Below are 25070 nucleotides of genomic sequence, written 5' to 3' on the forward strand. Positions count from 1 at the left end.
ACGGCCGCTGGAGCCTGCCTTCGAGGCAGCTACGAGCGCGCCCGGTTAGAACCGGGGAGATCGGGTGGAGCGTCGGAATAGTTGGTGTCACATAGTTGGTGTTGACTATATAGGGCTGACTAGTGCATCCTGAGTAAGGAACCAAGGGAGTGTGGATGGGACAGTGATGAAGCAGCGCAAGGTGACCAACCCGCTGGCGTTGGCGGTGCTTGCAGAGCTGATGGTCGAGCCCATGCACCCCTATGAAATCGGACGGCGCCTCAAAGGACACGACACCGACCAATCCATCAAGTACAACCAGGGCTCGCTCTACATGGTCGTCAAGCAACTGACGAAGGCAGGCTTCATCGCTTCCCAGGAGACAGTGCGTGACACGTTGCGGCCCGAGCGCACCGTCTACGCCCTCACCGAGAAGGGCAGGCACGAGCTGTTCGACTGGCTGAGCGACCTGGTCGCCCAACCGGTCAACGACTATCCCCAGTTCGGGGTGGCCTTGTCGCTCATGAGCGTCCTGCCGCCCGCCGAGTCGGTCCGGCTGCTCACGCAGCGGCTGGAGCGCCTCAACAATCAAGCCGAACAGATCCGTAAGAGCAGGCACAGCGCCGGCAACGACGGGGTGCTGTGGGTGTTCTTGATCGACGACGACTTCCGGCTCGCCCTGCTGGAAGCCGAGCGTCAGTTCGTCGCTGAGCTCATCGAGTCATTCAAGCAGCCGGCCTACATGCGGGCATGGCAGGAAACCCTAGGGAGCCAGACATGACTTCAGTTCGGAAAGCGCTGGTCATCGGTGGCGGCGTCGCGGGGCCCGCGGCCGCCATGGCCTTACAGAAGGCCGGCATTGAAGCGGTGGTCTACGAGGCGTACGCCACCCCGGCCGACGACGTCGGCGTGTTCCTCACGGTTGCCACCAACGGCATCGACGCTCTGCGTACGATCGGCGCCGGCAAGGACATCTTGGCCGCCGGATTCCCCACTCCGAAGATCACCCTGCGCAACAGCGCCGGGAAGAACCTGGGCGGCACCAACACCGGCGCCCGTCTGCCGGACGGCACCACCAGCCACACCATCCGCCGTGCCGACCTCTACCGCATCCTGCAGAACGAGGCCGCCGAGCGGGGCATCCGCATCGAGGGTGGCAAGCGCCTGGTCGAGGCCGAGCAGACCGCCGACGGCGTGCGGGCGGTCTTCGCGGACGGCACCGAGGCCACCGGCGACATCATCATCGGCGCCGACGGCATCGACTCCACCGTACGAAAGATCATCGACCCCACGGCGCCCGCTCCGCACTACACGGGCCTGATCAACCTCGGCGGCTACACCGACGGAGTCGGAGTCGACACCGAATCGTGCAGCTACAGCATGATGTTCGGCAAGCGGGCCTTCTTCGGCTACGCCGTTCTGCCCAGCCGCGAGGTGTGGTGGTACGCGAGCCTTCCGCACCCCAACGAGCCCAAGAAGGGCGAGCTGGACGCCACCGACGGACCGGGCTGGCAGCGCAAGCTCATCAGCTACTTCCAGCACGACTCCGGCCCCGCGGTCGACCTCATCAAGGCCACCCGCAACCCCGAGAACCTGCGCGCCACGCCCACCCGTTCCGTGCCCAACCTGTCGACCTGGCACAACGACCGCATGGTCATCATCGGCGACGCCGCCCACGCCCCCACTCCCACCTCCGGGCAGGGCGCCTCGCTGTCCATCGAGGACGGCGTGGTCCTGGCCCAGTGCCTGCGCGACCTGCCCACCCCGAAGCAGGCGTTCGCCGCCTTCGAGAAGCTGCGCCGCCCGCGCGTCGAGCTCATCATCAAGGTGGCCAGCAGCATCAACAACAACAAGGCCCCCAGCCCCATGGGCGCGGCGATCAGGGACGCGTTCATGCCGATCGTCATGAAGCTGACGGCCAACAGCAAGTTCATGATGAAGCAGTACGACTACCACATCGAGTGGGACGAGGTCGTCAGGGCCGCTTAGGCCCATGAGAACGCCATGACGCCCGGCTGGTCCTCCCAGCCGGGCGTTCGTGTGCGCGCCGCCGATCGATCAGCTGACCACGGCCATCAAACCCTTGCGGGCCGGGGTGTAGATGGAGGACGGCATCACGATCGCGGTCAGGATGAGCCCGTCCCCGGCCAGCCAGCGTCCGGAGAAACCGGTCAGCCGGTGCCGGTTCAACAGCGGCCCGGGCACCTGCAGCCGCGCCTCGAACGTGCCACCGGGCCGGATGTCGACCACCACGTCGTGGAAGCCCAGCCACCGGCGCGCCAAGGGGAACCACGCCTTGTAGACCGACTCCTTGGTGCAGAACAGCAACCGGTCCCAGCAGACTTCGGGCCGCTGCTCGCGCAGCTCGCGCACCATCCGCTCCTCCTGGGGCAGCGCGATCGCCTCGAGCACGCCCAGCGGCAGCTGCTTGTTGGGCTCGGCGTCGATGCCGATGGCGGCCGCCTCCACCTGCGTGGCGACCACCACACCGCGGTAGCCCTTGCAGTGGGTGACGCTCCCGATGAGCCCCCGAGGCCACAGCGGCTCCCCGCTCTGTCCGGACAGGATCGGCGTCGGCTGCCGGCCGAGCATGCGGATGGCCCGCCTGGCGCAGATCCGGGCGGTGGTGAACTCCTTGCGCCGCTTGCCCACCGCCTTGCTGATCATCGCCTCCTCCTCCGGGAACAGCCTCCCTTCCAGCTCGTCCTCGGTGGTGTCGGAAGATACGACGTACGGGGGCAGGATGGACTCGATCATGCCGGTTCCTCCGCGGGGAGCACCGATCTGAGCACGGTGCCGGACCTGGTCCACTGGAGCCATTCGCGCGGGTAGCCGAGGGAGACCTCCTCGAAACGCACCCCGTCGCTCCAGCTGGTTCTCGGAATGTGCAAATGACCATAGACAGCGCACTGAACGGTGAAGCGGCGATGCCAGTCGTGGGTCCGCTCCGTTCCGCACCACATGGCGAACTCCGGATGGCGCAGCACCAGCGTGGGTTCGCGGATCAGCGGGTAGTGGCTGACCAGCACCGTCGGGATGTCGGGGGTCCGCTCGGCCAGCCTGCGCTCGGTCAGCTCCACCCGGGCGCCGCACCATGCGTCCCTGCTCGGATAGGGATCGCAGTGGAGATAGAACTCATCCGTGCACACGACACCGGCTTTCCTCGCCCAGTCCAGCGCGTCCTGCCGGGCGACCTCGGGCGGCCGGAAGCTGTAGTCGTACAGCAGGAAGAGCGGAGCGATGGTGGCGGGGCCGCCGGGGCCCGTCCAGACGGGGTAGGGATCCTCCGGGGTGACCACGCCGATGCGCCGGCACATCTCGACGAGATAGCGGTACCGCTCCTCGCCGCGGAGCTGCACGGGATCGCTGCCGAGCGTCCACAGCTCGTGGTTGCCCGGTGTCCAGACGACCGTGGCGAACCGTTCCTTGAGGAAGGTCAGCGCCCACTCGATGTCCGGGGTCAGCTCGGCGACGTCGCCGGCGACCACCAGCCAGTCGTCGTCGGACTGAGGCCGGAGAGACTCCATGACCTGGCGATTCCGGGGATGGGACACATGCAGGTCGCTTATCCCCCAAAGCCGTCCGGGGCGCCTCCTGGCTCTGATCATATTTTTACGATAAGGACCGCTATTTCCGGTCAAAAGTCCCGCAACCCATGTCTAGGGTCCGCGGCCCCTCACCAGGGGGATTAGGGGTTCCCGCGCCGAGCAGGTCGCAGGGGAAATAGCCACCCGAAGCCGGGCGAATAGCCGCATACCGCAGTCTGGGCATCGGTAGGGGGCCACATATTTCGGTCCCGACGAACGTTTGAACCAGAGGAGGGACTGCCATTGAACGGGATTACAAGGGCGGTCCGGCGCTACAGCGCTCCCACACCGATGTCGCTCCCCGACCGCCGATGGCCGGACAACACCATCACCTCCGCTCCACGCTGGTTGTCGACCGACCTGCGCGACGGCAACCAGTCGCTGGCCAGCCCCATGGACCCGGCGCGCAAGCGCAAGATGTTCGACCTCCTGGTGCGGATGGGCTACAAGGAGATCGAAGTCGGCTTCCCGGTGGCCAGCCAGGACGACCACGCGTTCGTCCGTCACCTCATCGAGCATGACCTGATCCCCGACGATGTGCGGATCTCCGTGCTCGTCCAGGCCCGGGACGACCTCATCAGGAGGACGACGGAGAGCCTGGCCGGTGCGCGGCGGGCCACGATCCACCTCTACAACGCCACCTCACCGATGTTCCGGCGGCTGGTCTTCGGCATGACCAGGGACGAGTGCAAGGACCTCGCCGTCCAGGGCACCCGTCTTCTGATGAAATATGCGGACAAGTGGCTGAGCGACTGCGACCTCGGCTACGAGTACTCGCCCGAGCTCTTCAACGACACCGAACCGGACTTCGCCCTCGAGGTCTGCGAGGCCGTCATGGACGTCTGGCAGCCGGGCCCCGGCCGGGAGACCATCGTCAACCTGCCCACCACGGTCGAGCGCACGACGCCGAACGTCTTCGCCGACCAGATCGAGTGGTTCAGCCGCAATCTGTCCAGGCGCGAGCACATCTGCCTGTCCGTCCACCCGCACAACGACCGTGGCACCGGGGTCGCCTCGGCCGAGCTGGCGCTGCTCGCGGGGGCTCAGCGCATCGAGGGCTGCCTGTTCGGCAACGGGGAGCGGGCGGGCAACGTCGACCTGGTCACGCTCGGCATGAACCTGTTCAGCCACGGAGTCGACCCGGGCGTGGACTTCTCCGACATCGACGCCATCCGCCGCACGGTGGAAGAGTGCAACGGCATGGCCGTGCACCCACGCCATCCGTACGGCGGGGAGCTGGTCTACACCGCCTTCTCCGGCTCACACCAGGACGCCATCAACAAGGGCTTCGACGCGCTCCAGCGCGAGGCCGAGCGGGCCGGCGCGACCACCCGCGAGCTGCCCTGGGCCGTGCCGTACCTCCCGGTCGATCCCGCGGACGTCGGCCGCTCCTACGAGCCCGTGGTACGGATCAACAGCCAGTCGGGCAAGGGTGGCGTCGCCTACGTCATGCGGGCCCACTACGGGGTGCGCCTGCCCCGCCGGCTGCAGATCGAGTTCGCGCGGATCGTCCAGCAGCAGGCGGACGGCGAAGGCACGGAGATCGCTCCGAACCGGATACGAGAACTGTACGAGTGCCTGCCAGGGGGAGATCGGAAATGGACCTGATCGAGCGCGACGAAGCGCTCACTAGCTTGGAGGACCTGCTCGCGAACATACTCTCGGGCCGAGGATGTGTCGCCGTGGTCGGCGGTCCCGTCGCCACGGGCAAGAGCAGGCTGCTCGACACGTTCGCTCAGGGGACCGCCGAGCGCGGCGCGCTGTCCATCGCCGCGTCGGGCTCGCCCGTGGAGCAGGACCTGCCGCTGGGCGTGCTGGGCCAGCTCATCCACGAGGCGCCGCTGGTGGAGGCGGAACGCGCCAGGGCGATGGCCCTGCTGCGGGAGGGCGCGCAGCAGGACCTCGGCTCCGACCGCCTCGGCCAGCCCCACGCCCAGGTCGTGCACGCGCTCTGCACGGTGCTCATCGAGCTGTCCGAGCGCTACCCGCTGGTGATCGTGGTGGACGACGCCCACTACGCCGACCGCCTGTCCCTGCTCTGCCTGGCGTACCTGTCCCGGCGAGTGCGGCTCGCCCGGATCATGATGGTCCTCAGCCACTCCGACGCCGTGTGGGAGTCGGGTTCCGGCGCGTTCTCGTGCGCGCAGCTGTTCTCCGGGCCCCGCTGCCACACGATCCAGTTGCGCCCGCTCTCTCGCGCGGGCGTGCTGTCCCTGGTCGCCGCCCAGGTGGGGGCCGAGGAGGCCGAGCGGTACGCCGAGGACTGGCACACCTACAGCGCCGGCAACCCGCTGTTGCTGCGGGCCCTGCTGGAGGAGCGTTCGGAGGGCAGGCCCGTGCCCGGCTACAGGTACGGCCAGGCCGTGCTGGAGTGCCTGCACCGCGGCGAGGCCGAGTTGCTCGGCGTGGCGCGCGGGCTGGCCGTGCTCGGCCAGGCGGACTCCCTCGACCGGCTGCTCGGCATCGAGCGTACGCGGCTCGACAAGGCGCTGCGTTCCCTGGCCATGTCCGGTGTGCTCGGCTCGGGCCGCTTCCTGCACGAGGCGGCCCGGCTCGCGGTGCTGGCGGAGCTGGATCCGGCGGACAGCATGGACCTGCACCGCCGGGCCGCCGAGCTCCGCCACGACGACGGCGCCCCCACCGAGGTGATCGCCGATCACCTCCTCCACGCCGGCCCGCTCGATGCCGCCTGGGTCGTTCCCGTGCTCACCGACGCGGCGGCGAGCGCGCTGCGGGAAGGGCGCGTCAAGCCCGCCATCGAATACCTCCGGCTGGCCTGGCACACCGCCTGCGACGAGCGGGAGCGCACGCGGCTCGCCATTCTGCTCATGCGCGCCGAGTGGCGGATCAATCCCGCGGCGCCGGCCAGGCGCCTGACCGACCTGTTCGAGACGATGCAGCGTGGCTGGCTCGACGGGAGCGACGCGGTGGTGCTCGCCAAGGCACTGCTCTGGCACGGCAAGCTGGACGACGCCAAGGAGGTGTTCGACCATCTGGCCGAGTCCGATGCCGCCCACGGTCCGGAGACCACGATGGAGCTGGCCATCGCCGGCTCGTGGTTGCGCTCCACGTACCCGTCCATGAAGGTCCCGCTGGGCGAGGCGCAGCCGCGCACCACCCTGGCCCCGCTGGCGGCCATCCACCGGCTGGAGTCCACCGCCGCCCTCACCGAGGTGATCGTCAACGGTCCGCAGGCCGAGGCCATCGCGACCGCCGAGCGGATCCTGCGCGTGAGCCACCTCGACGAGATGTCGATGGACACGGTGGAGAGCGCGTTGCTCACGCTCACCTACGGCGGGCGCCCCGAGCAGGCCGCGCCCCTGTGCGAGCTCTTCCTCGGCGAGGCGTCGGCCAGACAGGCTCCGAGCCGGCTGGCCAGGTTGGCCGCGCTCCGGGCCGAGATCGCGATCCGCCAGGGTGACCTGCGTACGGCCGTGCACCAGGCGAGCGCCGGCCTGGAGCTCATGCCGGCCAGCGGCTGGGGCGTCACGGTCGGGGGCCCGCTCGCCAGCCTCGTCATCGCCCACACCGCGATGGGCCACTACGACACCGCCCACGACCTGCTCGACCAGCCCATGCTCGACGCCATGTTCGAGACCAGATACGGCCTCCACTACCTGTACGCCAGGGGCCGCTACAGCCTGGCCATCGGCGACGTCGCCTCGGCGCTCGACGACTTCCAGCGCTGCGGTGAGCTGATGGACAAGTGGAACCTGAACGCGCCGGACCTGTTCCCCTGGCGGACCGACGCCGCCGACGCCCTCCTGCGGCTGGGCAATCCGGAGCAGGCCAGGCACCTCATCGAGGAGCAGCTGGTCCGCTTCGGCTCCTCCTCGATGCGCATCCAGGGCATCTCGATGCGCCTGTTCGCCGCCACCAGCGAGATGCGGCACCGCCCCAACCTGCTCAGGAGGTCGGTCGACCTGCTGCAGTCCAGCGGCGACGACTACGAGCTGGCCCGGTCGCTGTTCGACCTGGCGGAGGCGTACGGCAAGCTCGGCGAGCGCAGGCGGGCCGGCATGATCCTGGTGCGGGCCAGGACGGTGGCGAACGAATGCGGCGCCGCGTTCGACACCGCGCTCCCGGCGGCGGAGGAGGCCGACACCCCCGCGGCGCGGGAGGCCGGCGGGGAGGTGACCGTGCTGAGCGAGGCGGAGCGGCGGGTCGCGGCGCTGGCGGCCGCCGGGCACACCAACCGGGAGATCGCCGGCCAGCTGTACCTCACCGTCAGCACGGTCGAGCAGCACCTGACCCGTACCTACCGCAAGCTCAACATCGGCGGCCGAAGCGATCTACCTGCGTCTCTTGCCTTCTAGTGGTCCGGTAGGGGTGCCCCTGCCCGGAACGCGTGTGTTCCTCTGGATTCTGCAGAACCTGACAACAGGTGAGGGGAACGCATGCTGGAGCGGGAAGACACCGGGATCATTGATTCGCCGTTGACCGACTTGCCGCGTGAGACGATGAGCGATCGCGTCACGGAGCTGGCCCTCCTCAAGGAGAACATCAGGAGCGGGCCGGATTCCGAGGCGACGGCGAGACAGCACGCCAAGGGCAAACTGACCGTACGCGAACGGCTGGAGGTGCTGCTCGACCCCGACTCGTTCGTGGAGGTCGAGGCCTTCCGCCGGCATCGGGCGACCGACTTCGGGATGCAGCACCGCCGCCCGCACACCGATGGTGTGGTGGCGGGCTGGGGACGCGTCCACGGCCGCCGGGTCATGGTTTTCGCGCACGACTTCCGCATGTTCGGCGGGGCACTCGGGGAGGCGCACGCAGCCAAGATCCACAAGGTGATGGACTTGGCCGAGGCCGCCGGGGTCCCGCTGATCAGCTTGAACGACGGCGCGGGCGCGCGCATCCAGGAGGGGGTGACGGCGCTCGCCGGTTACGGCGGCATCTTCCAGCGCAATGTGCGCATGTCCGGGGTGATCCCGCAGATCAGCGTGATGCTCGGGCCGTGCGCCGGCGGCGCCGCGTACTCCCCCGTGCTCACCGACTTCGTGTTCATGGTCAACGGCATCGCCCAGATGTTCATCACGGGCCCCGATGTCGTGAAGGCGGTGACCGGGGAGGAGATCAGCGCCGACTGCCTCGGCGGCGCGCGCGTGCACGGGACGGTCTCCGGGGTGGCGGGCTTCGTCTATCCCGACGAGATCTCGTGCCTGGAGGACGTGCGTTTCCTGCTGTCCATGCTGCCGTCCAACAACCAGGAACTGCCGCCGTCCACCGTCGCCACCGATCCGCCGGACCGGAGCAACGACAGCCTGCTCAATCTCGTCCCCTCCGAGCCGTCGATCCCGTACGACATGTCGGCCGTCATCGAGGAGATCGTCGACGACGGGGAGTTCTTCGAGTTCCACGCGGGCTGGGCGGGCAACATCATCTGCGGGCTGGCCAGGTTCGACGGCGAGGTGACCGGTATCGTCGCCAACCAGCCGCGTCACCTGGCCGGTGTCCTGGACATCAAGGCCTCGGAGAAGGGGGCCCGCTTCATCCAGCTCTGCGACGCGTTCAACATCCCGCTCGTCAGCCTGGTCGACGTGCCCGGCTTCCTGCCCGGCACCGACCAGGAACACGGGGGGATCATCCGCCACGGGGCCAAGCTGCTGTACGCGTACTGTGCGGCCACCGTGCCCCGGATCCAGCTGATCGTGCGCAAGGCGTACGGCGGCGCGTACATCGTGATGGACTCCCGCTCCATCGGAGCGGACCTCTCCTTCGCGTGGCCCACGAACGAGATCGCGGTCATGGGCGCGGAGGGCGCGGCCAACGTCATCTTCCGCAGGGAGATCGCCGCGGCGGCCGACCCGGCGGCGCAGCGGGCCAGGCGGGTCGAGGAGTACCGCAACGTCCTCATGCATCCGTACTACGCGGCCGAGCGCGGTCTCGTGGACGACATCATCGACCCGCGGGAGACCAGGGCGACCCTGATCCGAGCGCTCGCCCTGCTCCGGGCCAAGCATTCGGCGGGCCCGCAGCGCAAGCACGGAAACCCGCCGATGTGATGGAACTGCACATCGTGTCGGGACATCCGACGGACGAAGAGATCTGCGCGCTGGTCTGCGCGCTCACCACGTTGAGCACGGCTCAGGCCGCACGGCCTGAGCCGTCCCCCTCCACCAGGCGTCCGCGCCGGGAGTGGTACCGCTACCGCTCGCCCCGTTCCTGGGCCACCTGAAAAAGGTCGAGGCCCAAGGGAGATCCCTTGGGCCTCGACCGGTCAGAAGATCAACGTGAGCGCGAGACTGTTGGCGGCGAGCGCCACCATCGCGAGCGACGTACGCAGCAGATGCCAGCGCCGCCACACCGGCCGCGGATCCTCCCACCCCGGCGGGACGGCGTCCGGATCGGTCTGGTGCACCCGCTTGTTGATCGGCACGTTGCGCAGGTGCGAGACCCACGAGACGCCGGCCAGGCACACCGACGCGCAGATGACCAGCGCGAGGGCGACGCCTCCCGGCGCCCAGAAGGCCAGGACGATGTCCAGCAGCGTCGTGCCCAGCACGATGAGCGGCATGGTCGGATCCCAGTTCCGGCCGAGCAGCGTGTGCGTGTAGACGTAACGGTCCGGCGGCATCGCCGCCAGCGCCGGCACGGTGCTGACGGCCACCGCGAACAGCACGCCCGCCACCGTGCCGCTGCCGAGGAGCACCAGCACGGACAGGACGTTCAGCATGGTGAGCTCACCTCCAGACGGCGTCGGCGATCAGATCCGCCTGCCGCGGGTCCTGGACGCACGGGAACAGCAGCAGCTCGTCGCAGCCGGCGGCCTCGTAGCCGGCCACGAAGTCACGCAGCTGGTGCGCGTCGGTGAGCACGCTCCGCACCGCCATCTCGGCCTTCCACCCCATGAAGGAGTAGTAGTCCAGCAGGTGGTGCGCGGCCTGCTCGCGCCCGTCCGGCCCCAGCGACACGTAGGCGATCGCCATGAGGCGCGGCCGGTCGGCCCGGCCGGCCGCCTCCCATGCCTGCCTGACCCGGCCGACCAGCTCGCCATATGCGGACGCCGAGCTGCCCCCGGCGATCCAGCCGTCACCGAAGGCGGCCGCGCGCCGCATGGCCGCGGGCGAGTGGCCGCCCACGAACAGCGGCGGCCCGCCCTTCTCGGCGCGCGGCCCGGGGACCGGCTCGTCGCTCTCCCCGCTCCAGAACCCGCGCAGCTCGGCGAGCAGCTCGTCGAGCCGCCGGCCGCGCTCCGCATAAGGGGTACGGCACGCCTCGTAGTCGTCCTGCCGTCCGCCGGCGGCGGCGCCCACCACGAGCCGTCCGCCGGACAGCCGGTCCAGGCTCGCCAGCTGCTTGGCGAGCAGCGCCCGGTCACCTCGGTAGGCGGCGATCAGGATGGTGGTGGCCAGCCGGATCCGGCTCGTCGCGCCGGCCGCTCCGGCCAGCGCGATCAGGGGCTCGTAGCCGTCGTACATCAGCCGGTCGAGCGCCCCGAGTGACGAGAAACCGAGCTCTTCGGCCCTCCGGGCCCAGGTGAGAAGGTCGCTGCCGGCGATCCCCGACACCATCGTCGGCAGCCCGATGCCCAGCTCCATCATCGGCCCGCAGGATGCGTGTCCACGGAGAGCTGGACGATGCAGCGCATGAGCGCGTTGCGGAAGTACGCCTGGAACGCCTCCGGCGTCGAGGTGTCGCGCTGGTCGACGAGGTAGGGCGCCAGCTTCTCCTCGATCATGTGCACGCCTTTCTGCCCGGCCATGTGGGCGGCGACAGCCCGGAAGTCGCCCTCGTAGTGGATCACTCGGACCAGCACGCCGTCCTTGAGGAATACGGCCGTGCCGAGCAGCCGGCCGGCCTCGTCGCCGGTCGCGCCGCGCAGGATGGGAGTGTCCACCCGCTGGAAGTCGGCGAAGATCTCCGCGATCTCGTCGTCGAATCCGGGGCGGACGTTGTAGGTGATGGCGGCATAGGGCATCAGACGCCTCCGTCCACGTTGAGAGTGACCCCGGTGATGTACCGGGACACGTCGCTGGCCAGGAAGAGCACGGCCGCCGCCACCTCTTCGGGAGAGCCGAGACGGCCGAGCGCCGTCACCGCCTTGATGAGGTCGGCGACCGGGGGCGGCGGCCCGTCATCCGGCCCCTTCACGATCACGCCGGGCGCCACGGTGTTGACCCGCACGCCCCGGGTGCCGAGCTCCCTGGCCAGCGACCGGGTGAGTCCGGAGAGCGCGGTCTTGGAAGCGCAGTAGTGGGCGCTCTCCGGCCGCCCGCGCATGCCGGCCGAGGCCCCGATGTAGACGACGGAGCCGTGGTCGGCGAGCAGCCCGAGCGTGGCCCGGGTCACCAGGAAGCTGCTGGTGAGATTCGCCGTGATCACGCGGTCCCACTCCTGCTCGGTGAGCTCCGCGAAACGGGCGCGGCCGTCGACGCCGACGTTGTTCACGACCACGTCCAGACCGCCGAGCGCCTCCTGGCAGACGGCAGCGAGCGTGGCCGCGCCATCGGGCTCGGTCACGTCGGCCTGCACCACCCGGTGGCCGTCACCCAGTTCCTTCAGTTCACGGGCCAGGCCGTCGGCCGCCTCTCCCGGGCTGCGGTTACAGGCGACCACACGGGCTCCGGCCCGGGCGAACGCCAGTACGGTCGCCCGGCCGATCCCATGCGTGCCGCCGGTCACCAGGACCCGCTTGCCGGCCAGTTCAAGATCCACGATCAACCTCCGCTCAGGGCACGTCTTGGCCGATGCTGGGCCGTCGCGCTCGCGACGGGCTGGAACAGGGCTCGACCGGCCGCGTGAGCGCAGGCCGCGGGGCGTACGGTTCTCGAGCCGGCCTCGAGCAGTCCCTCCGGGCCCGGTGCGACTCTGTGGTAATGAGCCACACAGACAGGCAGGTCGCGCTCGTCAGCGGCGGCTCGCGCGGCATCGGCCGGGCGATCGTGCTGCGGCTGGCACGGGACGGATTCGATGTCAGCTTCTGCTACCACAGCGCCGAGGAGAGCGCGGCGGCGGTGGCCAAGGAGGCCAGGGAGTTCGGCGGCCAGGTGCTCCCGGTCCGCGCGGACGTCGCCAGCGGTCAGGCGATGCGTGACTGGGTCGACCGCGTGGAAGCCGAGCTCGGCCCGATCGACACGGTCGTGACGTCGGCCGGCATCACCAGGGACGGGCCGCTCATGCTCGTGGAGGAGGCCGACTGGGAGGCGGTGCTGCGGACCAACATCGGCGGTGTGCACCACCTGTGCCGCGCCGCGGTCTTCGGCATGATGAAGCGCCGGTCGGGCTGTTTGATCACCATGTCCTCCGTCGCCGGTGTGTACGGCAACGCGACGCAGACCACGTACTCGGCGTCGAAGGCGGCCATCATCGGTTTCACCCGGGCGCTGGCCAAGGAGATCGGCGGGCACGGGGTGCGCGCCAACGTGGTCGCGCCGGGTCTCATCACCACGGACATGACCGACCAGCTCAGCGAGCGGGCCACCAAGCGGCTGCTGGACGCGATCGCGCTGCGCCGGTTCGGCCACCCCGAAGAGGTGGCCGATCTCGTCGCGTTCCTGGCCTCCGACCGGGCCTCGTACATCACCGGCAGCGTCTTCGAGGTCCACGGCGGAATCGCGATCTGACGTCGCCCGCTGAGCCCGGCTCAGCGGGCGGGGGTGCGCAGCTCGGCGATGGCGGCGGCGTCCTTGTCGCCGTCACCGGCGCGGATCGCCGCGCCGAACCGCTCGGCCACGCCCGCCGTGACGGGCAGCTCCAGGTCGTGCGCGGCGGCACCGGCCACCGCCAGGCGCAGGTCCTTCTCCATCAGCGTGCTGCGGAACGCCGGCGGCTCGTAGCGGCGGGTCCGCATCAGCTCCGCGCGGAAGGCCAGCGCCGGCGAGCTGAACCCGCTCTTGGCGATGGTCGTGAAGAACAGGTCGCGGTCGACGCCGGCGCTGACGGCCAGCTGCGCCGCCTCGGCCAGCGCGGCGATCTGGTTGCCGAGGAGCAGGTTGAAGGAGAGTTTCAGCCCGCAGGCCGAGCCGGCCGGGCCGACGTGCACCATCTCCTGGGCGAGTGCCTCAAGGACCTCGCGGGCGCCGTCCACGTCCTCGCTCCGCCCGGCCGTGAAGATCCGCAGCTGGCCCGCCCTGGCCATCGGCGGGTTCCCGATCACGCACGCCTCGACGCGGCGGGCGCCGGTCCTGGCCAGCCGCTCGGACGCGTCCGCGGAGTAGGCCGGCGAAACGGTCGAGGTGTCCACCACGAGCGCGCCCGGACGTAGCCGCCCGGACAGCTCGCCGAACAGGACCTGCTCGACCGCCGCCTCGTCGCTGAGGCTGAGCAGGACGATCGAGGCGTCGCGGCCGGCCTCGCCGGCCGAGGCGGCGACGCGTGCTCCCGCCTCCGCCAGCGGCACGGTCTTGGCCGCCGTGCGGTTGTAGACCACCAGCGGGAATCCGGCCTCGCGCAGGCACAGCGCCATGCCGGCGCCCATGCCGCCAAGACCGATGAAGGCCAGCTCGTTCTCGCCGCTCACAGCAGTCACCTTTCGACGGTTCTGAAATCCCGCCGCCACTGTGCGGTCCGCGGCTCGAAATGGACTCGCGCCGCCCGATTCGAGCGGGATTCGACCGAGACCAGAACCATCGGGTCAACCATGGGGCATCAAAACGAGAGGAGCTCCGGGTGCATCGGACATTGATCGTCGCCCGCATGGAACCGGCCGAGGCTGACAACGTGGCTCAGATCTTCAGGGACTCTGACTCCACGGACCTGCCCCGGATGATCGGAGTGTCGCGACGCACGCTTTTCCGCTTCCACAACCTCTACTTCCACCTGGTGGAGGCGGATGACGACATCACGCCGAATCTCTACAAGGCGCGCAGCCACCCGCTCTATGACGACATCAACCAGCGGCTGGCGCAGCACATCCGGCCCTACGACCCGAACTGGCGCGAGCCGAAGGACGCCATGGCCAACCCCTTCTACGTCTGGGAGGCGAACGGTGAGTGACGCAGCGGAGAAGCTCGCCGTAGTGGCCAAGGTGCGCGCGGACGACGTGGCCGCCAACCGGCGCCGCGGAGGTGACATCCGGGTGGTGCTCAGCCCGAAGACGGTCGCCTCCACCTCCGGGTTCATGGGCACGCTGACGCTCGTCCCCGGCGAGTTCGTGGCCGAGCACTATCACCCGTACTCCGAGGAGTTCCTCTTCGTGGTGCGCGGCCGGCTCACCGCCAGGATCGGCACGCAGGTGCTGGACCTGGAGGCCGGCGAAGGGTTGATGGTGCCCAAGGGTGTGCCGCACCGGGTCTGGAACGACGGCGCGGAAGAGGTGTACGCGGTCTTCCACCTGAGCCCGCTGGCGCCGCGGCCCGAGCTCGGCCACGTCGACACCGAGCCGCTGCCGAACCCCGGGGCGGAGCACGCGGTACCTGATGTTGGAGGGCCGAACTGATGCGCACTGACAGGCGCGTCGTGATCACCGGGATCGGCGTGGTGGCCCCGGGCGGCATCGGAACGAAGGCGTTCTGGGATCTGCTGTCCGAGGGCCGCACCGCCACCCGTGCGATCTCGTTGTTCGACGCGTCCGGCTTCCGCTCCCGCGTCGCGGCCGAGGCCGACTTCGACCCGGCCGCGGAGGGGCTGAGCCCGGCGGAGATCCGCCGGATGGACCGGGCCGCGCAGTTCGGCGTGGTGTGCGCCAGGGAGGCGCTGGCCGACAGCGGCCTCGAAGGGGTGCCGCCGGAGCGCATCGGGGTCAGCATCGGCAGCGCCGTGGGGTGCACGATGGGCCTCGAAGAGGAGTACGTCGTGCTGAGCGACGGCGGCCGGCGCTGGCTGGTGGATCCCGACTATGTGGTGCGGCACCTGTACGGATACATGGCGCCGAGCACCATCGCGTGCGAGGTCGCCTGGGCGGCGGGCGCCGAGGGGCCGGTCTCCCTGATCTCCACGGGCTGCACGGCGGGGCTGGACTCGGTGGGCAACGGCGCCCAGCAGATCTGGACCGGCCGTGCCGACGTGGTGATCGCCGGCGCCACCGACGCACCCATCTCGCCCATCACCGCGGCCTGCTTCGACGCGATCAAGGCGACCTCGCCCAACAACGACGATCCGGCCCACGCGTCCCGTCCGTTCGACGCGCACCGGGACGGGTTCGTCCTCGGGGAGGGGGCCGCCGTCTTCGTCCTGGAGGAGCGGGAGGCGGCGGTGGCACGGGGTGCGCACATTTATGCCGAAATAGCGGGATTCGCCAGCCGCAGCAACGCGTACCACATGACGGGGCTCAAGCCGGACGGCCGTGAGATGGCCGAGGCGATCCGCAACGCCCTGGCCATGGGGCGGCTGGACGCCTCGGACATCGACTACATCAACGCGCACGGCTCGGGGACCAAGCAGAACGACAGGCACGAGACCGCGGCCTTCAAGCGCGCGCTCGGCCGGCGTGCGTATGAGGTGCCGGTCAGCTCCATCAAGTCCATGGTCGGCCACTCCCTCGGCGCCATCGGATCCATCGAGGTGGCCGCCTGCGCGCTGGCCATCGAGCACCAGGTGGTGCCGCCGACGGCGAACCTGCACACGCGGGACCCCGAGTGCGATCTCGATTACGTGCCGCTCACGGCGCGGGAGCACGCGATCGACGGAGTGCTCAGCGTCGGCAGCGGGTTCGGCGGTTTCCAGACCGCCATGGCCATCGTGAGGTCGGCATGAGCGAGACAACCAGCAGGCAGGCTGTCGTCACCGGACTCGGGATCGCGGCGCCGAACGGGCTCGGCATCGAGGAGTACTGGGCGGCCACGCTGGCGGGGCAGAGCGGCATCAGGGAGATCAGCCGCTTCGACGCCTCCGGCTACCCGGTCCGGCTGGCCGGGCAGGTGAGCGGCTTCACCGCCGGCGAGCACATCCCGAGCCGGCTCATCCCGCAGACGGACCACGGCACCCACCTCGGGCTGGCCGCGGCGGCCTGGGCGCTGCAGGACGCGGGCGCCGACCCCTCGGCCATCCCCGAGTACGACATGGCCGTGGTGACCGCCAGCTCCTCCGGCGGGACCGAGTTCGGCCAGCGGGAGATCGAGTTGCTGTGGTCCAAGGGGCCCTCCTGGGTCGGCGCCTACCAGTCGATCGCGTGGTTCTACGCGGCCACGACCGGCCAGATCTCCATCCGCCACGGGATGCGCGGACCCTGCGGGGTCATCTGCGCCGAGCAGGCGGGCGGGCTGGACGCGGCCGGCCAGGCACGCCAGCTGGTCAGGAACGGCACCCGGCTGGTGGTCACCGGCGGAACCGACGCCTCCCTGTGCCCCTACGGCGTGACCGCCCAGTACAGCAACGGGCGGCTCAGCGAGTCGACCGATCCCGGCACGGCGTACCTGCCCTTCGGGGTCGGCGCGTCCGGCTACGTGCCGGGCGAGGGCGGCGCGATGCTGATCGTCGAGAACGCCGAGGACGCGCGGGCCCGGGGCGCGCGGGTCTACGGGGAGATCGCCGGTTACGCCTCGACCTTCGATCCGCGTCCTGGCTCGGGCCGGGAGCCGGGCCTGCGTCGGGCCATGGAGCTGGCGCTCGCCGACGCCGGGCTGACCGGCGGCGACGTCGATGTGATCTTCGCGGACGCGGCCGGCGTGCCGGAGCTCGACCTGCAGGAGGCCGCGGCGATCCGCGCGGTGTTCGGCCCGGGCCGCCCGCCGGTCACGGCGCCGAAGACCATGACCGGGCGGCTCTACGCGGGCGGCGCGGCCCTCGACCTCGCGAGCGCCCTGCTGGCCATTCGCGACGGCGTCATCCCGCCCACGACCGGGGTGACCGAGCTGGTCCCTGGGTGCGACATCGACCTGGTCCGCGGGGCGCCACGCGAGGCGGACCTCGGCACCGCCATGGTCGTCGCCCGCGGCCACGGCGGATTCAACGCGGCAGTCATCGTCACGAACGAACGGAGCACCAGATGACCCAGACCACTCCTACTCCCTTCACCGTCGAGGACCTCAAAGTCACGATGATCGAGTGCGCCGGCGCCGCCGAGAACGTGAACCTCGGCGACGACATCTCCGAGGTGCCGTTCGTCGACCTCGGCTACGACTCGCTCGCGGTGCTGGAGGTTACGGCCAAGCTCCAGAACCACCTCGGCGTCGTGATCCCCGACGACGTGGTGGAGCAGCTGCCCACGCCCCGCGCCCTGGCCGACTACGTCAACGTTCGTCTGGCGAACTGAACGGAGGAAACCTGCCATGGCCGGACACACGGACAACGCCATCGTCATCGAGGCCCCCATGGACCTGGTCTGGGAGATGACCAACGACGTCGCCTCGTGGCCCCAGCTGTTCAGCGAGTACGCCGCCGCGGAGATCCTGGAGCGCGACGGCGAGACGATCACCTTCCGCCTCACCATGCACCCCGACGAGGACGGCACGGTGTGGAGCTGGGTCTCCCAGCGCACCCCCGACCCCGTCAAGCGGGAGGTGCGCGCGCACCGGGTCGAGACCGGCCCGTTCGAGTACATGAACATCTTCTGGGAGTACCGCGAGGTCCCTGAGGGTGTGCGGATGCGCTGGGTGCAGGACTTCCACATGAAGCCGCAGGCCCCGGCCGACGACGACGGGATGACCGCGTACCTGAACCACAACACCGCGATCCAGATGAACCGGATCAAGGGGCTGGTGGAGAAGGCAGCTGCGGCGGCCCCGCAGGGCGCGGGATGACCGGGGCGCTCCTCGCGCTGGCGCTGTTCGCGAACGGGGTCGCGACCGGCGTCATGCTCGGCAACGCGATCGGGCTGGCGGCCTTCGCCCTCCGCCTGCCGTACGCGGGGTATGTGAGTCTGATCAAGTTCTTGTGGCCGCGTTACGACCCGTTCCTGCCCATCATGAACGCGCTGGCGTTCGGGCTGGACGTCGCCCTGGCGGTGATGAGCTCCGGCAGGCGGGCGGACGCGGCGGGCCTGTTCTGGCTCGCCGCCGCACTGCTGGCCGTGCTCATGACGATTTCCCTGGTGAAGAACGTCCCGATCAACAAGTACGTGACCGCGCTGGACCCGGCGAGCCAACCGAACGACTGGCCGGAACGCGATCCGCGGGTCCGTTGGAAGAACTGGAACACCGCGCGAGTGGTGCTCTCGCTGGCCGCGCTGATCGCCAACCTCGTGGCGGCGGCGCTCCTCCTCTAGATGTCACAGGAGCCATGGAACGATGGAGCTCAATCTGACCGCAAAGAAGATCCTCGTGACCGGCGGTTCGCGGGGCATAGGGCGGGGCGTCGTGCTCGGCCTCGCCCGCGCGGGGGCCGACGTGGTGACGTGCTACCGCACGGAGGGCGAGGCCGTCACGAGCCTGGCCCGCGAACTCAAGGAGACCGGTGGCGACCACCACCTGGTCAGGGCGGACGTGAGCAACCCGGCGGACGTGGAAAACCTCGTCGAGCAGTGCCGCGCCGCGTACGGATCCCTTGACGTGGTCGTGCACAACGCGGGGGTCATCAGCCACGTGCCGTTCGCCGAGCTCCCGCTCGAGGAGTGGCAGCGCGTCGTGACCAACAACCTGGGCGGGCCGTACCTGGTCACGCAGCGGGCGCTGCCGCTGCTCAGCGAGGGTGCTTCGGTCATCTTCGTGGGCTCCAGGGTCGCCACGGTCGGCATCCCGCTGCGCGCCCACTACACGGCCACCAAGGCCGGCCTGGTCGGGCTCACCCGTTCCCTCGCCAAGGAGCTGGGCCCGCGGCAGATCCGGGTGAACGTGGTGGCGCCGGGGCCGATCCAGACCGAGGAGCCGACGCCGCCCGCCGTGCTCGAGCGCTACCAGAAGATGATCCCCCTCGGCCGGCTCGGGGACGTCGCGGACATAGCCGGAGTCGTCGCCTTCCTGTCCAGTGACCTGTCGCGGTTCGTGAACGGCGAGACGATCAACGTCGATGGAGGAATCTGATGTACGACGAGAACGTGCCGGTGCTGATCGTGGGCGCCGGCCCGGTCGGCCTGTCCACGGCGGTCTTCCTGGGCCGTCACGGGATCAGGACGCTGGTCGTCGAGAAGCGTGGCGAGACCTCCATGCTGCCTCGCGCGCCCGGCCTGCAGGCCCGCACCATGGAGATCTTCCGGGCGGCGGGGCTGGGCAAGGAGGTCCGGGCGCTGGAGATCGGTGATTCGCACCCGTTCTTCGAGGGCGGGATCCTGCGGGTCAACACCTTCTCCGAGATCGCCGACGCCGAGGTGCTCGAAGCTCCGTCGCTGGACGGCGTGGCCATCAGCCCGGAGCGGGTCATGGGCTGCGGCCAGGACCGCTACGAGGTGGTGCTGGCGGACAAGGCCCGCGAGTACGGCGGCCAGGTGCGCTTCGCGACCAGGCTGCGCGCGATCGAGCAGGACGACGACGGCGTGACCGCCCAGGTGGAGGACGTGGCGAGCGGAACGGTCACGACGGTCCGGGCGCAGTACCTCGTGGGTGCGGACGGCGCGAGCAGCTCGGTCCGCAACATCCTCGGCGTCTCCCGGACCGGCCTCGGCACCGTGTTCAACGCGCTCAGCATCTACTTCCGCGCGCCCGAGCTGGAGGAGATCCTGGCCGACCGGCCGTTCATCCTGTGTTACGCGACCGCGGGCGGGACGATGACCGGGCTGTCCCGGCTGCACGGGCGCGATCCCTGGCTGGCCGCCCCCATCTACCACCCGGACAAGGGCGAGTCACCGGCCGACTTCACCGATGAGCGCTGCGTGGAGATCGTTCGCACCGCGTCCGGCAAGCCGGACATGCACGTCGAGATCATGGCGAAGGTGCCGTGGGAGGGCGCGCAACTGGTGGCGGAGCGCTTCCGGGTCGGGCGGGTGTTCCTGGCCGGGGACGCCGCCCACGTGCACCCGCCCGCGGGCGGGTTCGGCGCCAACACGGGCATCCACGACGCGCACAACCTGGCCTGGAAACTGGCGGCCACGCTGCACGGCTGGGCGGGCCCCGAGCTGCTCGACACCTATCACGACGAGCGCCACGCGGTGGGCGCCGCCATGGCCCAGCAGGCCATGGTCAGGAACCGCATCAGGCACGGGTACGCCACGGAAGACGTCCGGAACGAGATGGTCGACGACATCATCATCACGCTCGGCTACCGCTACCGCTCCCAGGCGGTGGTGACCGAGACGCCGAGGCCGACGCTGACCGCGCCGCTGGAGCTGGCCGGCGAGCCGGGCACCCGGGCGCCGCACGTCTGGCTGGAGCGCGACGGCGAGCGGCTGTCCACCATCGACCTGTTCTGGGACTCGTACGTGTTGCTCACCGGCCCTGACGGCGGCGCCTGGCACGAGGCGGCGGCCAAGCTCGCCGAGCACGCTGACGTGCCGCTGTGTGCGGTACGGCTGGGCGCGGAGGGCGACTATGTCCCGCAGGACGACGACTGGGCCGCCACCTTCGGCATCGCCCGTGACGGCGCCGTCCTGGTCCGGCCGGACGCGTTCGTGGCCTGGCGGGGCGGCGGCGCGGCCGACGCGGAGCAGGTGCTGGCCGATGTCCTCGGCCGGGTCGCCGGCGGCCTCAGCGTGACGGCGGCGGCGCGCTGATGTCCATGCGGGCGGAACTGTCGGCGATCGCGCGGCCGCTGGTGGCCAAGGTCAAGGACCATCCGTTCTGGACGGGCCTGCGTGCGGGCACGCTGCCGCCGTCATCACTGTGGTACTTCGCCGAGCAGGACGCCCGCTATGTCGTTCCCACCTATGCGCGGGCGCTGGCCCAGTGCGCGGCGCTCGCCGAGCGGGACGAGCACGGCACTCTGCTCTGCTCAGCGGCGAGTGCCACGTTCGGCTCGCTGCCCAAGCTGGCCGCTGGACTGTCCGACCTGGCCGCGGGGCTTCCCGTGGCCGGTTCGGACAGCACCGCGGCCCGCCCGGTGATCCACGCCTACACGTCCTTCATGCTCGCCGCGCCCACGATCTCGTTCGCCGCCGGCATTGCCGGTCTGCTGCCGATGAGCTGGTTTCATCTCTTCGTCTCCGACGATCTGCGGGAGCGCTGCGAGCCCGGATCCCGCTATGCCTCGTGGGTCGCGCAGTATCCGCCCGGCGGGGACTACGAGGGCTACGTGAACGCCTACCTCGCCATGGTCGACGAGGTGGGCGTGCAGTGCTCGGAGGCCGACAGGAAGCGGCTCGTCGAGCAGTTTCTCATTGGCGCACGTTTTGAGTGGGCCTTCGCGGATGCCGCCTGGCGGCACCAGGAATGGGCCGTTCAGCCCTAATCGAGCGGCCGTCGAGCCGGTCGGTTCAGACTCGCTCCCACGTCCCTTCCTGGACCCAAGCAATACCTTCTTGGAGCAAAGCACATGGATAACACGTCGGAAATCGTGCGGAGGAGCCGTGGCCCCGCTGCCCACATTCTCTTACTCATCGCCGTCATGAGCGCGTTCGTCATGGCCGGTGCCCCCGCGCAGGCGGCAGCGTCGACGACGACCACCGCCGGCACCCGGTATTACGTCGATTGCGCCTCCGGGAACGACTCCGCCTCGGGCCTGTCCACGAGCACGGCGTGGCGGACCCTGGAGAAGGTCAACTCGATCGTCTTCAAGCCGGGCGACTCGATCCTGTTCCGCCGCGGGACCACCTGTCAGGGCGTGCTGAAGCCGCAGGGGTCCGGCACGGCCGACAGCCCCATCGTCGTCGGCGCCTACGGCACGGGAGCCCGTCCCGCCATCGTCGGCGGCGGGGCCCGCGCCGCCGTGTTCCTGTACAACGTGCAGGGCTGGGAGATCCGCGATCTCGACATCTCCAACCCGGCCACCCGGGACAGCAGCGCGCGCGCGGGCATCTACGTCCTGCTCGAGGACTTCGGCATCGGCAAGTACTACAAGATCAGCGGGGTGAAGGTCCACGACGTGCCCGGCTGTGACTGCCTGCAGCCCGAGCTCGAGAACAGCGGCGGCATCGTGTTCAAGGCCGCCGGCTCCAAGGTGGCCACCGGGTTCGACGGGATCGAGATCACGCGCAACATCGTCTCGGGCACGGACAACGTCGGCATCGGCATCGTCTCCCAGTGGTCCAAGCGGGCCCTGTATCCCGCGGGCACCAACACCTTCGTGCCGAACACCAAGGTGCGCGTCTCCTGGAACCTGGTCTCCGACCAGGGCGGCGACGGCATCCTGGTGATGAACGGTGTCGACTCGCTGACGGAATGGAACAAGGTCGACGGGTTCGGCCTGCGGGCGAGCGCCTCGCACGCCGGAGTCGTCGCGTTCAACTCCGACCGGCCGGTCATGCAGTACAACGAGGTCACGGGCGGCGCCGCCACACCGCCGTCGTTCGCGTTCAGCGTCGACGCCGGCAACTCCAACACCGTCTACCAGTACAACTTCAGCCACGACAACGACGGTCCGTTCATGCTGTTCTGCGCGTTCACCGGCTCGCACGCCGACGGCGCGGTCGTCCGCTACAACATCAGCCAGAACGACAAGGACCTGCTCCTCGGCACCTTCGAGATCCCCGTCGTCGCCAACGGCTGCGACGTCGGGATCCCGAACGTGAAGTTCTACAACAACGTGATCTACAGCCCGAACGCCAACGTCATCTCCGGCAGCCGCGGCGACCACACCCCCATCCAGTTCACCAACAACATCTTCTTCGGCCGCGCCGGAAACTCGGTCATCCACGACTCGGTCGGAATCTACGACAACAACCTCTACTACAACGTCGAAGTGCCGTCCCACCACACCAACCCCGTGACCGCGGACCCGAACTTCGTCAATCCGGGAAGCGGGACCGGCCTGGACAGCATCCTCGGATACCGGCTGCGTTGCGGTTCGCCCGCCATCGGCGCCGGCGTCGCCATCGCCGACAACGGCGGCCGCGACATCTTCGGCTCCCAGGTGCCTGCCAGCGGGCCGAACATCGGCGCCTACCAAGGGCCCTGTGTCAGCTGACCGTCCCCATGACAGCCCCCTCCCGCAGGGGGCTGTCCCCGTTTCTGGAGTGAGCTTCATGGTGCAGAGCCCACCTCGTCGAGCCAGCGCTCCGGCCGCCACCGGCCTGCGCTACTACGTGGATTCCCGTTCAGGCGACGATTCCGCCACCGGCCTGTCCTCACATGCGGCGTGGCGGACCCTGGAGCAGGTCAACTCGGTCGTCTTCAAACCGGGCGACTCGATCCTGTTCCGCCGCGGGAGCACCTATCAGGGCGTGCTGAAGCCGCAGGGGTCCGGCGCGGTCGGAAACCCCATCTTCATCGGCGCCTACGGCACCGGCGACCGCCCCGCCATCACCGGCGGCGGGGCCCGCGCCGCCGTGTTCCTGCACAACGTGGAAGGCTGGGAGATCCGCGAGCTCGACATCGCCAATCCCGGCCCCAGAGATGCGGCCGCGCGCGCGGGCATCTACGTTCTGCTGGAGGACTACGGCATCGGCCGGCATTACGTGGTCGACGATGTGGTGGTCCACGACGTGGCCGGCCCCGATGCGCTGAAGGCCGACCTCGAGAACAGCGGCGGCATCGTGTTCAAGGCCGCCGGCGCCAAGGTGGCCACCGGATTCGACGGGATCCAGGTCTCGCACAGCACCGTGTCCGACGTCGACAACATCGGCATCGGCACGCTGTCGCAGTGGAATCGCCATGAACTGTTCTCGGCCGGCACCAATCATTTCGTGCCCATCACCAATGTGCGGATCTTCCGCAACGAGCTCAGCGGGCTCGGCGGTGACGGGATCCTCGTGCAGAACGGCATGGACTCGCTGACGGAGCACAACAAGGTCGACGGATTCGGCCTGCGCACGGCGGAATCCCGTGCCGGAGTTCTCGCGTCCAACTCGATCCGCCCCATCGTGCAGTGCAACGAGATCACGGGCGGCGCCGCCACGCCGCCGTCCTTCGCGCTCAGCGTCGACTCGGGCAATTCCGACCTCGTCTACCAGTACAACTACAGCCACGACAACGAGGGCCCGTTCATTTTGTTCTGCGCGATCCCCGGCTCGCACACCGACGGCGCGACAGTCCGGTACAACATCAGCCAGAACGACAAGGACCTTCGCCTGGGGGATTTCGAGATCCCCGTCGTCGCCAACGGCTGCGCCAACGCGATCAGGAACGTGAAGTTCTACCACAACGTGATCCACAGCCCCGCCGCCGACGTCATCGTCGGCAGCCGCGGCGACCACACGCCGATCGCCTTCACCAACAACATCTTCTCCGGCCGGGCAGAAGGCTCGGCCATCAATGACGCGGTGGGCGTCTACGACCACAACCTCTACCACAACGTCGCCGTGCCGCCACACCACGCCAACCCCGTGGTCGCGGACCCGGAATTCGTCGATCCGGAAAACCTGCTCGGATTCCGGCTGAACGGCGATTCCCCGGCCATCGGCGCCGGTCTCGCCCTCCACGATGCGGGCGATCGCGACATCCACGGCGCCCCGATCCCCCGCGACACACCGCCGAACATCGGCGCCACCAGCTGAGTTGTCCAGCGTGGCGGCGTCCGCTCAAGGTGAGCCCTACGTAAGCATTCACCTCCAGCGCATTTCGGCTTCTGGTGATCGCGCTGTGTGATCGTCCTCAGGCATGCGTGAGTACGGCCGATCCTGGGATGGTCAGCCGGTTACCGGGTCGGGTGGCATCCAGAGGT

Annotated in this window: 25 protein-coding genes and 1 pseudogene; 19 read left to right on the forward strand and 7 right to left on the reverse strand. The window is 69.5% G+C overall.

Annotated features, from left to right (window positions below):
* The first annotated feature begins 166 nt into the window (after positions 1–166).
* Positions 167–760, forward strand: a complete 594-nt coding sequence (locus ABN273_RS43920; protein ID WP_349455507.1) for a PadR family transcriptional regulator — start codon at positions 167–169, stop codon at positions 758–760.
* Positions 757–1968 (forward strand): FAD-dependent monooxygenase, encoded by a 1212-nt coding sequence (locus ABN273_RS43925; RefSeq protein WP_349455508.1) that lies wholly within the window; start codon positions 757–759, stop codon positions 1966–1968. Before ABN273_RS43920 ends, ABN273_RS43925 begins: the two co-directional genes overlap by 4 nt.
* A 69-nt stretch (positions 1969–2037) precedes the next feature.
* On the opposite strand, the gene ABN273_RS43930 is transcribed toward ABN273_RS43925, so the two are convergent.
* On the reverse strand, positions 2038–2736 hold the full coding sequence (locus tag ABN273_RS43930) for a 4'-phosphopantetheinyl transferase family protein (protein WP_349455509.1): 699 nt from the start codon (positions 2734–2736) through the stop codon (positions 2038–2040).
* The gene (locus ABN273_RS43935; protein WP_349455510.1) at positions 2733–3587 is read right to left on the reverse strand and encodes a metallophosphoesterase family protein; all 855 of its coding nucleotides are present in this window, start codon (positions 3585–3587) and stop codon (positions 2733–2735) included. The genes ABN273_RS43930 and ABN273_RS43935 overlap by 4 nt, the downstream gene beginning before the upstream one ends.
* Positions 3588–3803: 216 nt before the next feature.
* Here ABN273_RS43935 and ABN273_RS43940 point away from each other — a divergent pair.
* From ABN273_RS43940 to ABN273_RS43955, 4 genes and pseudogenes are all read left to right on the forward strand, one after another.
* Positions 3804–5138 (forward strand): annotated as a pseudogene (locus ABN273_RS43940) (2-isopropylmalate synthase); the annotation flags it as partial.
* Between the two features lie 26 nt (positions 5139–5164).
* The gene (locus tag ABN273_RS43945) at positions 5165–7882 is read left to right on the forward strand and encodes an AAA family ATPase (protein ID WP_349455511.1); all 2718 of its coding nucleotides are present in this window, start codon (positions 5165–5167) and stop codon (positions 7880–7882) included.
* Between the two features lie 81 nt (positions 7883–7963).
* On the forward strand, positions 7964–9571 hold the full coding sequence (locus ABN273_RS43950) for an acyl-CoA carboxylase subunit beta (protein WP_502911219.1): 1608 nt from the start codon (positions 7964–7966) through the stop codon (positions 9569–9571).
* A complete protein-coding gene (locus tag ABN273_RS43955) occupies positions 9571–9744 on the forward strand; it encodes an acyl-CoA carboxylase subunit epsilon (protein WP_349455512.1) in 174 nt (57 codons plus the stop codon). The genes ABN273_RS43950 and ABN273_RS43955 overlap by 1 nt, the downstream gene beginning before the upstream one ends.
* A gap of 42 nt (positions 9745–9786) precedes the next feature.
* Here the strand turns inward: ABN273_RS43955 and ABN273_RS43960 are convergent, their stop codons facing one another.
* From ABN273_RS43960 to ABN273_RS43975, 4 genes are read right to left on the reverse strand one after another with little or no spacing between them, the layout of a single operon-like run.
* Positions 9787–10242 (reverse strand): anthrone oxygenase family protein, encoded by a 456-nt coding sequence (locus ABN273_RS43960; RefSeq protein ID WP_349455513.1) that lies wholly within the window; start codon positions 10240–10242, stop codon positions 9787–9789.
* A gap of 7 nt (positions 10243–10249) precedes the next feature.
* On the reverse strand, positions 10250–11110 hold the full coding sequence (locus ABN273_RS43965; RefSeq protein ID WP_349455514.1) for an LLM class flavin-dependent oxidoreductase: 861 nt from the start codon (positions 11108–11110) through the stop codon (positions 10250–10252).
* On the reverse strand, positions 11107–11487 hold the full coding sequence (locus tag ABN273_RS43970) for a SchA/CurD-like domain-containing protein (RefSeq protein ID WP_349455515.1): 381 nt from the start codon (positions 11485–11487) through the stop codon (positions 11107–11109). The genes ABN273_RS43965 and ABN273_RS43970 overlap by 4 nt, the downstream gene beginning before the upstream one ends.
* On the reverse strand, positions 11487–12224 hold the full coding sequence (locus ABN273_RS43975) for an SDR family NAD(P)-dependent oxidoreductase (RefSeq protein WP_349455516.1): 738 nt from the start codon (positions 12222–12224) through the stop codon (positions 11487–11489). The genes ABN273_RS43970 and ABN273_RS43975 overlap by 1 nt, the downstream gene beginning before the upstream one ends.
* Before the next feature lie 161 nt (positions 12225–12385).
* Between ABN273_RS43975 and fabG the strand changes: the two genes are divergently transcribed.
* Positions 12386–13132, forward strand: a complete 747-nt coding sequence (fabG, locus tag ABN273_RS43980) for a 3-oxoacyl-ACP reductase FabG (RefSeq protein ID WP_349455517.1) — start codon at positions 12386–12388, stop codon at positions 13130–13132.
* Positions 13133–13152: 20 nt separating this feature from the next.
* Here the strand turns inward: fabG and ABN273_RS43985 are convergent, their stop codons facing one another.
* Positions 13153–14028, reverse strand: a complete 876-nt coding sequence (locus ABN273_RS43985; RefSeq protein WP_349455518.1) for an NAD(P)-dependent oxidoreductase — start codon at positions 14026–14028, stop codon at positions 13153–13155.
* A 149-nt stretch (positions 14029–14177) separates the two neighbouring features.
* On the opposite strand from ABN273_RS43985, the gene ABN273_RS43990 reads away from it, so the two are divergent.
* From ABN273_RS43990 to ABN273_RS44045, 12 genes are all read left to right on the forward strand, one after another.
* A complete protein-coding gene (locus tag ABN273_RS43990; RefSeq protein WP_349455519.1) occupies positions 14178–14504 on the forward strand; it encodes a TcmI family type II polyketide cyclase in 327 nt (108 codons plus the stop codon).
* Positions 14497–14946: a cupin domain-containing protein gene (locus ABN273_RS43995; protein WP_349455520.1), complete on the forward strand. Its 450-nt coding sequence runs from the start codon at positions 14497–14499 to the stop codon at positions 14944–14946. The genes ABN273_RS43990 and ABN273_RS43995 overlap by 8 nt, the downstream gene beginning before the upstream one ends.
* The gene (locus ABN273_RS44000; RefSeq protein ID WP_349455521.1) at positions 14946–16202 is read left to right on the forward strand and encodes a beta-ketoacyl-[acyl-carrier-protein] synthase family protein; all 1257 of its coding nucleotides are present in this window, start codon (positions 14946–14948) and stop codon (positions 16200–16202) included. Before ABN273_RS43995 ends, ABN273_RS44000 begins: the two co-directional genes overlap by 1 nt.
* Positions 16199–17437: a ketosynthase chain-length factor gene (locus ABN273_RS44005; protein WP_349455522.1), complete on the forward strand. Its 1239-nt coding sequence runs from the start codon at positions 16199–16201 to the stop codon at positions 17435–17437. Before ABN273_RS44000 ends, ABN273_RS44005 begins: the two co-directional genes overlap by 4 nt.
* Positions 17434–17700, forward strand: coding sequence for an acyl carrier protein (locus tag ABN273_RS44010; RefSeq protein WP_349455523.1), 267 nt, complete (start codon positions 17434–17436; stop codon positions 17698–17700). The genes ABN273_RS44005 and ABN273_RS44010 overlap by 4 nt, the downstream gene beginning before the upstream one ends.
* A gap of 16 nt (positions 17701–17716) precedes the next feature.
* Positions 17717–18187 (forward strand): SRPBCC family protein, encoded by a 471-nt coding sequence (locus ABN273_RS44015; protein WP_349455524.1) that lies wholly within the window; start codon positions 17717–17719, stop codon positions 18185–18187.
* Positions 18184–18651, forward strand: a complete 468-nt coding sequence (locus ABN273_RS44020; RefSeq protein ID WP_349455525.1) for an anthrone oxygenase family protein — start codon at positions 18184–18186, stop codon at positions 18649–18651. The genes ABN273_RS44015 and ABN273_RS44020 overlap by 4 nt, the downstream gene beginning before the upstream one ends.
* 22 nt (positions 18652–18673) lie before the next feature.
* Positions 18674–19405, forward strand: coding sequence for an SDR family NAD(P)-dependent oxidoreductase (locus ABN273_RS44025; protein ID WP_349455526.1), 732 nt, complete (start codon positions 18674–18676; stop codon positions 19403–19405).
* Positions 19405–21027 (forward strand): FAD-dependent monooxygenase, encoded by a 1623-nt coding sequence (locus tag ABN273_RS44030; RefSeq protein WP_349455527.1) that lies wholly within the window; start codon positions 19405–19407, stop codon positions 21025–21027. The genes ABN273_RS44025 and ABN273_RS44030 overlap by 1 nt, the downstream gene beginning before the upstream one ends.
* A gap of 5 nt (positions 21028–21032) precedes the next feature.
* Positions 21033–21701: a TenA family protein gene (locus tag ABN273_RS44035; protein WP_349455528.1), complete on the forward strand. Its 669-nt coding sequence runs from the start codon at positions 21033–21035 to the stop codon at positions 21699–21701.
* Between the two features lie 156 nt (positions 21702–21857).
* A complete protein-coding gene (locus ABN273_RS44040; RefSeq protein ID WP_349455529.1) occupies positions 21858–23375 on the forward strand; it encodes a hypothetical protein in 1518 nt (505 codons plus the stop codon).
* Positions 23376–23433: 58 nt separating this feature from the next.
* Positions 23434–24903: a hypothetical protein gene (locus ABN273_RS44045; protein WP_349455530.1), complete on the forward strand. Its 1470-nt coding sequence runs from the start codon at positions 23434–23436 to the stop codon at positions 24901–24903.
* Positions 24904–25070 lie beyond the last annotated feature (167 nt).

It is taken from the genome of Nonomuraea sp. B19D2, from assembly GCF_040137845.1.
Taxonomy (GTDB): domain Bacteria; phylum Actinomycetota; class Actinomycetes; order Streptosporangiales; family Streptosporangiaceae; genus Nonomuraea.

What these genes read in the sequence shown, in the direction of transcription:
- ABN273_RS43920 (WP_349455507.1), top strand. Translation starts at nt 167, where the DNA reads ATGAAGCAGCGCAAGGTGACCAACCCGCTGGCGTTGGCGGTGCTTGCA.
- ABN273_RS43925 (WP_349455508.1), top strand. Translation starts at nt 757, where the DNA reads ATGACTTCAGTTCGGAAAGCGCTGGTCATCGGTGGCGGCGTCGCGGGG.
- ABN273_RS43930 (WP_349455509.1), bottom strand. Translation starts at nt 2,736, where the DNA reads ATGATCGAGTCCATCCTGCCCCCGTACGTCGTATCTTCCGACACCACC.
- ABN273_RS43935 (WP_349455510.1), bottom strand. Translation starts at nt 3,587, where the DNA reads ATGATCAGAGCCAGGAGGCGCCCCGGACGGCTTTGGGGGATAAGCGAC.
- ABN273_RS43945 (WP_349455511.1), top strand. Translation starts at nt 5,165, where the DNA reads ATGGACCTGATCGAGCGCGACGAAGCGCTCACTAGCTTGGAGGACCTG.
- ABN273_RS43950 (WP_502911219.1), top strand. Translation starts at nt 7,964, where the DNA reads ATGCTGGAGCGGGAAGACACCGGGATCATTGATTCGCCGTTGACCGAC.
- ABN273_RS43955 (WP_349455512.1), top strand. Translation starts at nt 9,571, where the DNA reads ATGGAACTGCACATCGTGTCGGGACATCCGACGGACGAAGAGATCTGC.
- ABN273_RS43960 (WP_349455513.1), bottom strand. Translation starts at nt 10,242, where the DNA reads ATGCTGAACGTCCTGTCCGTGCTGGTGCTCCTCGGCAGCGGCACGGTG.
- ABN273_RS43965 (WP_349455514.1), bottom strand. Translation starts at nt 11,110, where the DNA reads ATGATGGAGCTGGGCATCGGGCTGCCGACGATGGTGTCGGGGATCGCC.
- ABN273_RS43970 (WP_349455515.1), bottom strand. Translation starts at nt 11,487, where the DNA reads ATGCCCTATGCCGCCATCACCTACAACGTCCGCCCCGGATTCGACGAC.
- fabG (WP_349455517.1), top strand. Translation starts at nt 12,386, where the DNA reads ATGAGCCACACAGACAGGCAGGTCGCGCTCGTCAGCGGCGGCTCGCGC.
- ABN273_RS44000 (WP_349455521.1), top strand. Translation starts at nt 14,946, where the DNA reads ATGCGCACTGACAGGCGCGTCGTGATCACCGGGATCGGCGTGGTGGCC.
- ABN273_RS44005 (WP_349455522.1), top strand. Translation starts at nt 16,199, where the DNA reads ATGAGCGAGACAACCAGCAGGCAGGCTGTCGTCACCGGACTCGGGATC.
- ABN273_RS44010 (WP_349455523.1), top strand. Translation starts at nt 17,434, where the DNA reads ATGACCCAGACCACTCCTACTCCCTTCACCGTCGAGGACCTCAAAGTC.
- ABN273_RS44015 (WP_349455524.1), top strand. Translation starts at nt 17,717, where the DNA reads ATGGCCGGACACACGGACAACGCCATCGTCATCGAGGCCCCCATGGAC.
- ABN273_RS44020 (WP_349455525.1), top strand. Translation starts at nt 18,184, where the DNA reads ATGACCGGGGCGCTCCTCGCGCTGGCGCTGTTCGCGAACGGGGTCGCG.
- ABN273_RS44025 (WP_349455526.1), top strand. Translation starts at nt 18,674, where the DNA reads ATGGAGCTCAATCTGACCGCAAAGAAGATCCTCGTGACCGGCGGTTCG.
- ABN273_RS44030 (WP_349455527.1), top strand. Translation starts at nt 19,405, where the DNA reads ATGTACGACGAGAACGTGCCGGTGCTGATCGTGGGCGCCGGCCCGGTC.
- ABN273_RS44035 (WP_349455528.1), top strand. Translation starts at nt 21,033, where the DNA reads ATGCGGGCGGAACTGTCGGCGATCGCGCGGCCGCTGGTGGCCAAGGTC.
- ABN273_RS44040 (WP_349455529.1), top strand. Translation starts at nt 21,858, where the DNA reads ATGAGCGCGTTCGTCATGGCCGGTGCCCCCGCGCAGGCGGCAGCGTCG.
- ABN273_RS44045 (WP_349455530.1), top strand. Translation starts at nt 23,434, where the DNA reads ATGGTGCAGAGCCCACCTCGTCGAGCCAGCGCTCCGGCCGCCACCGGC.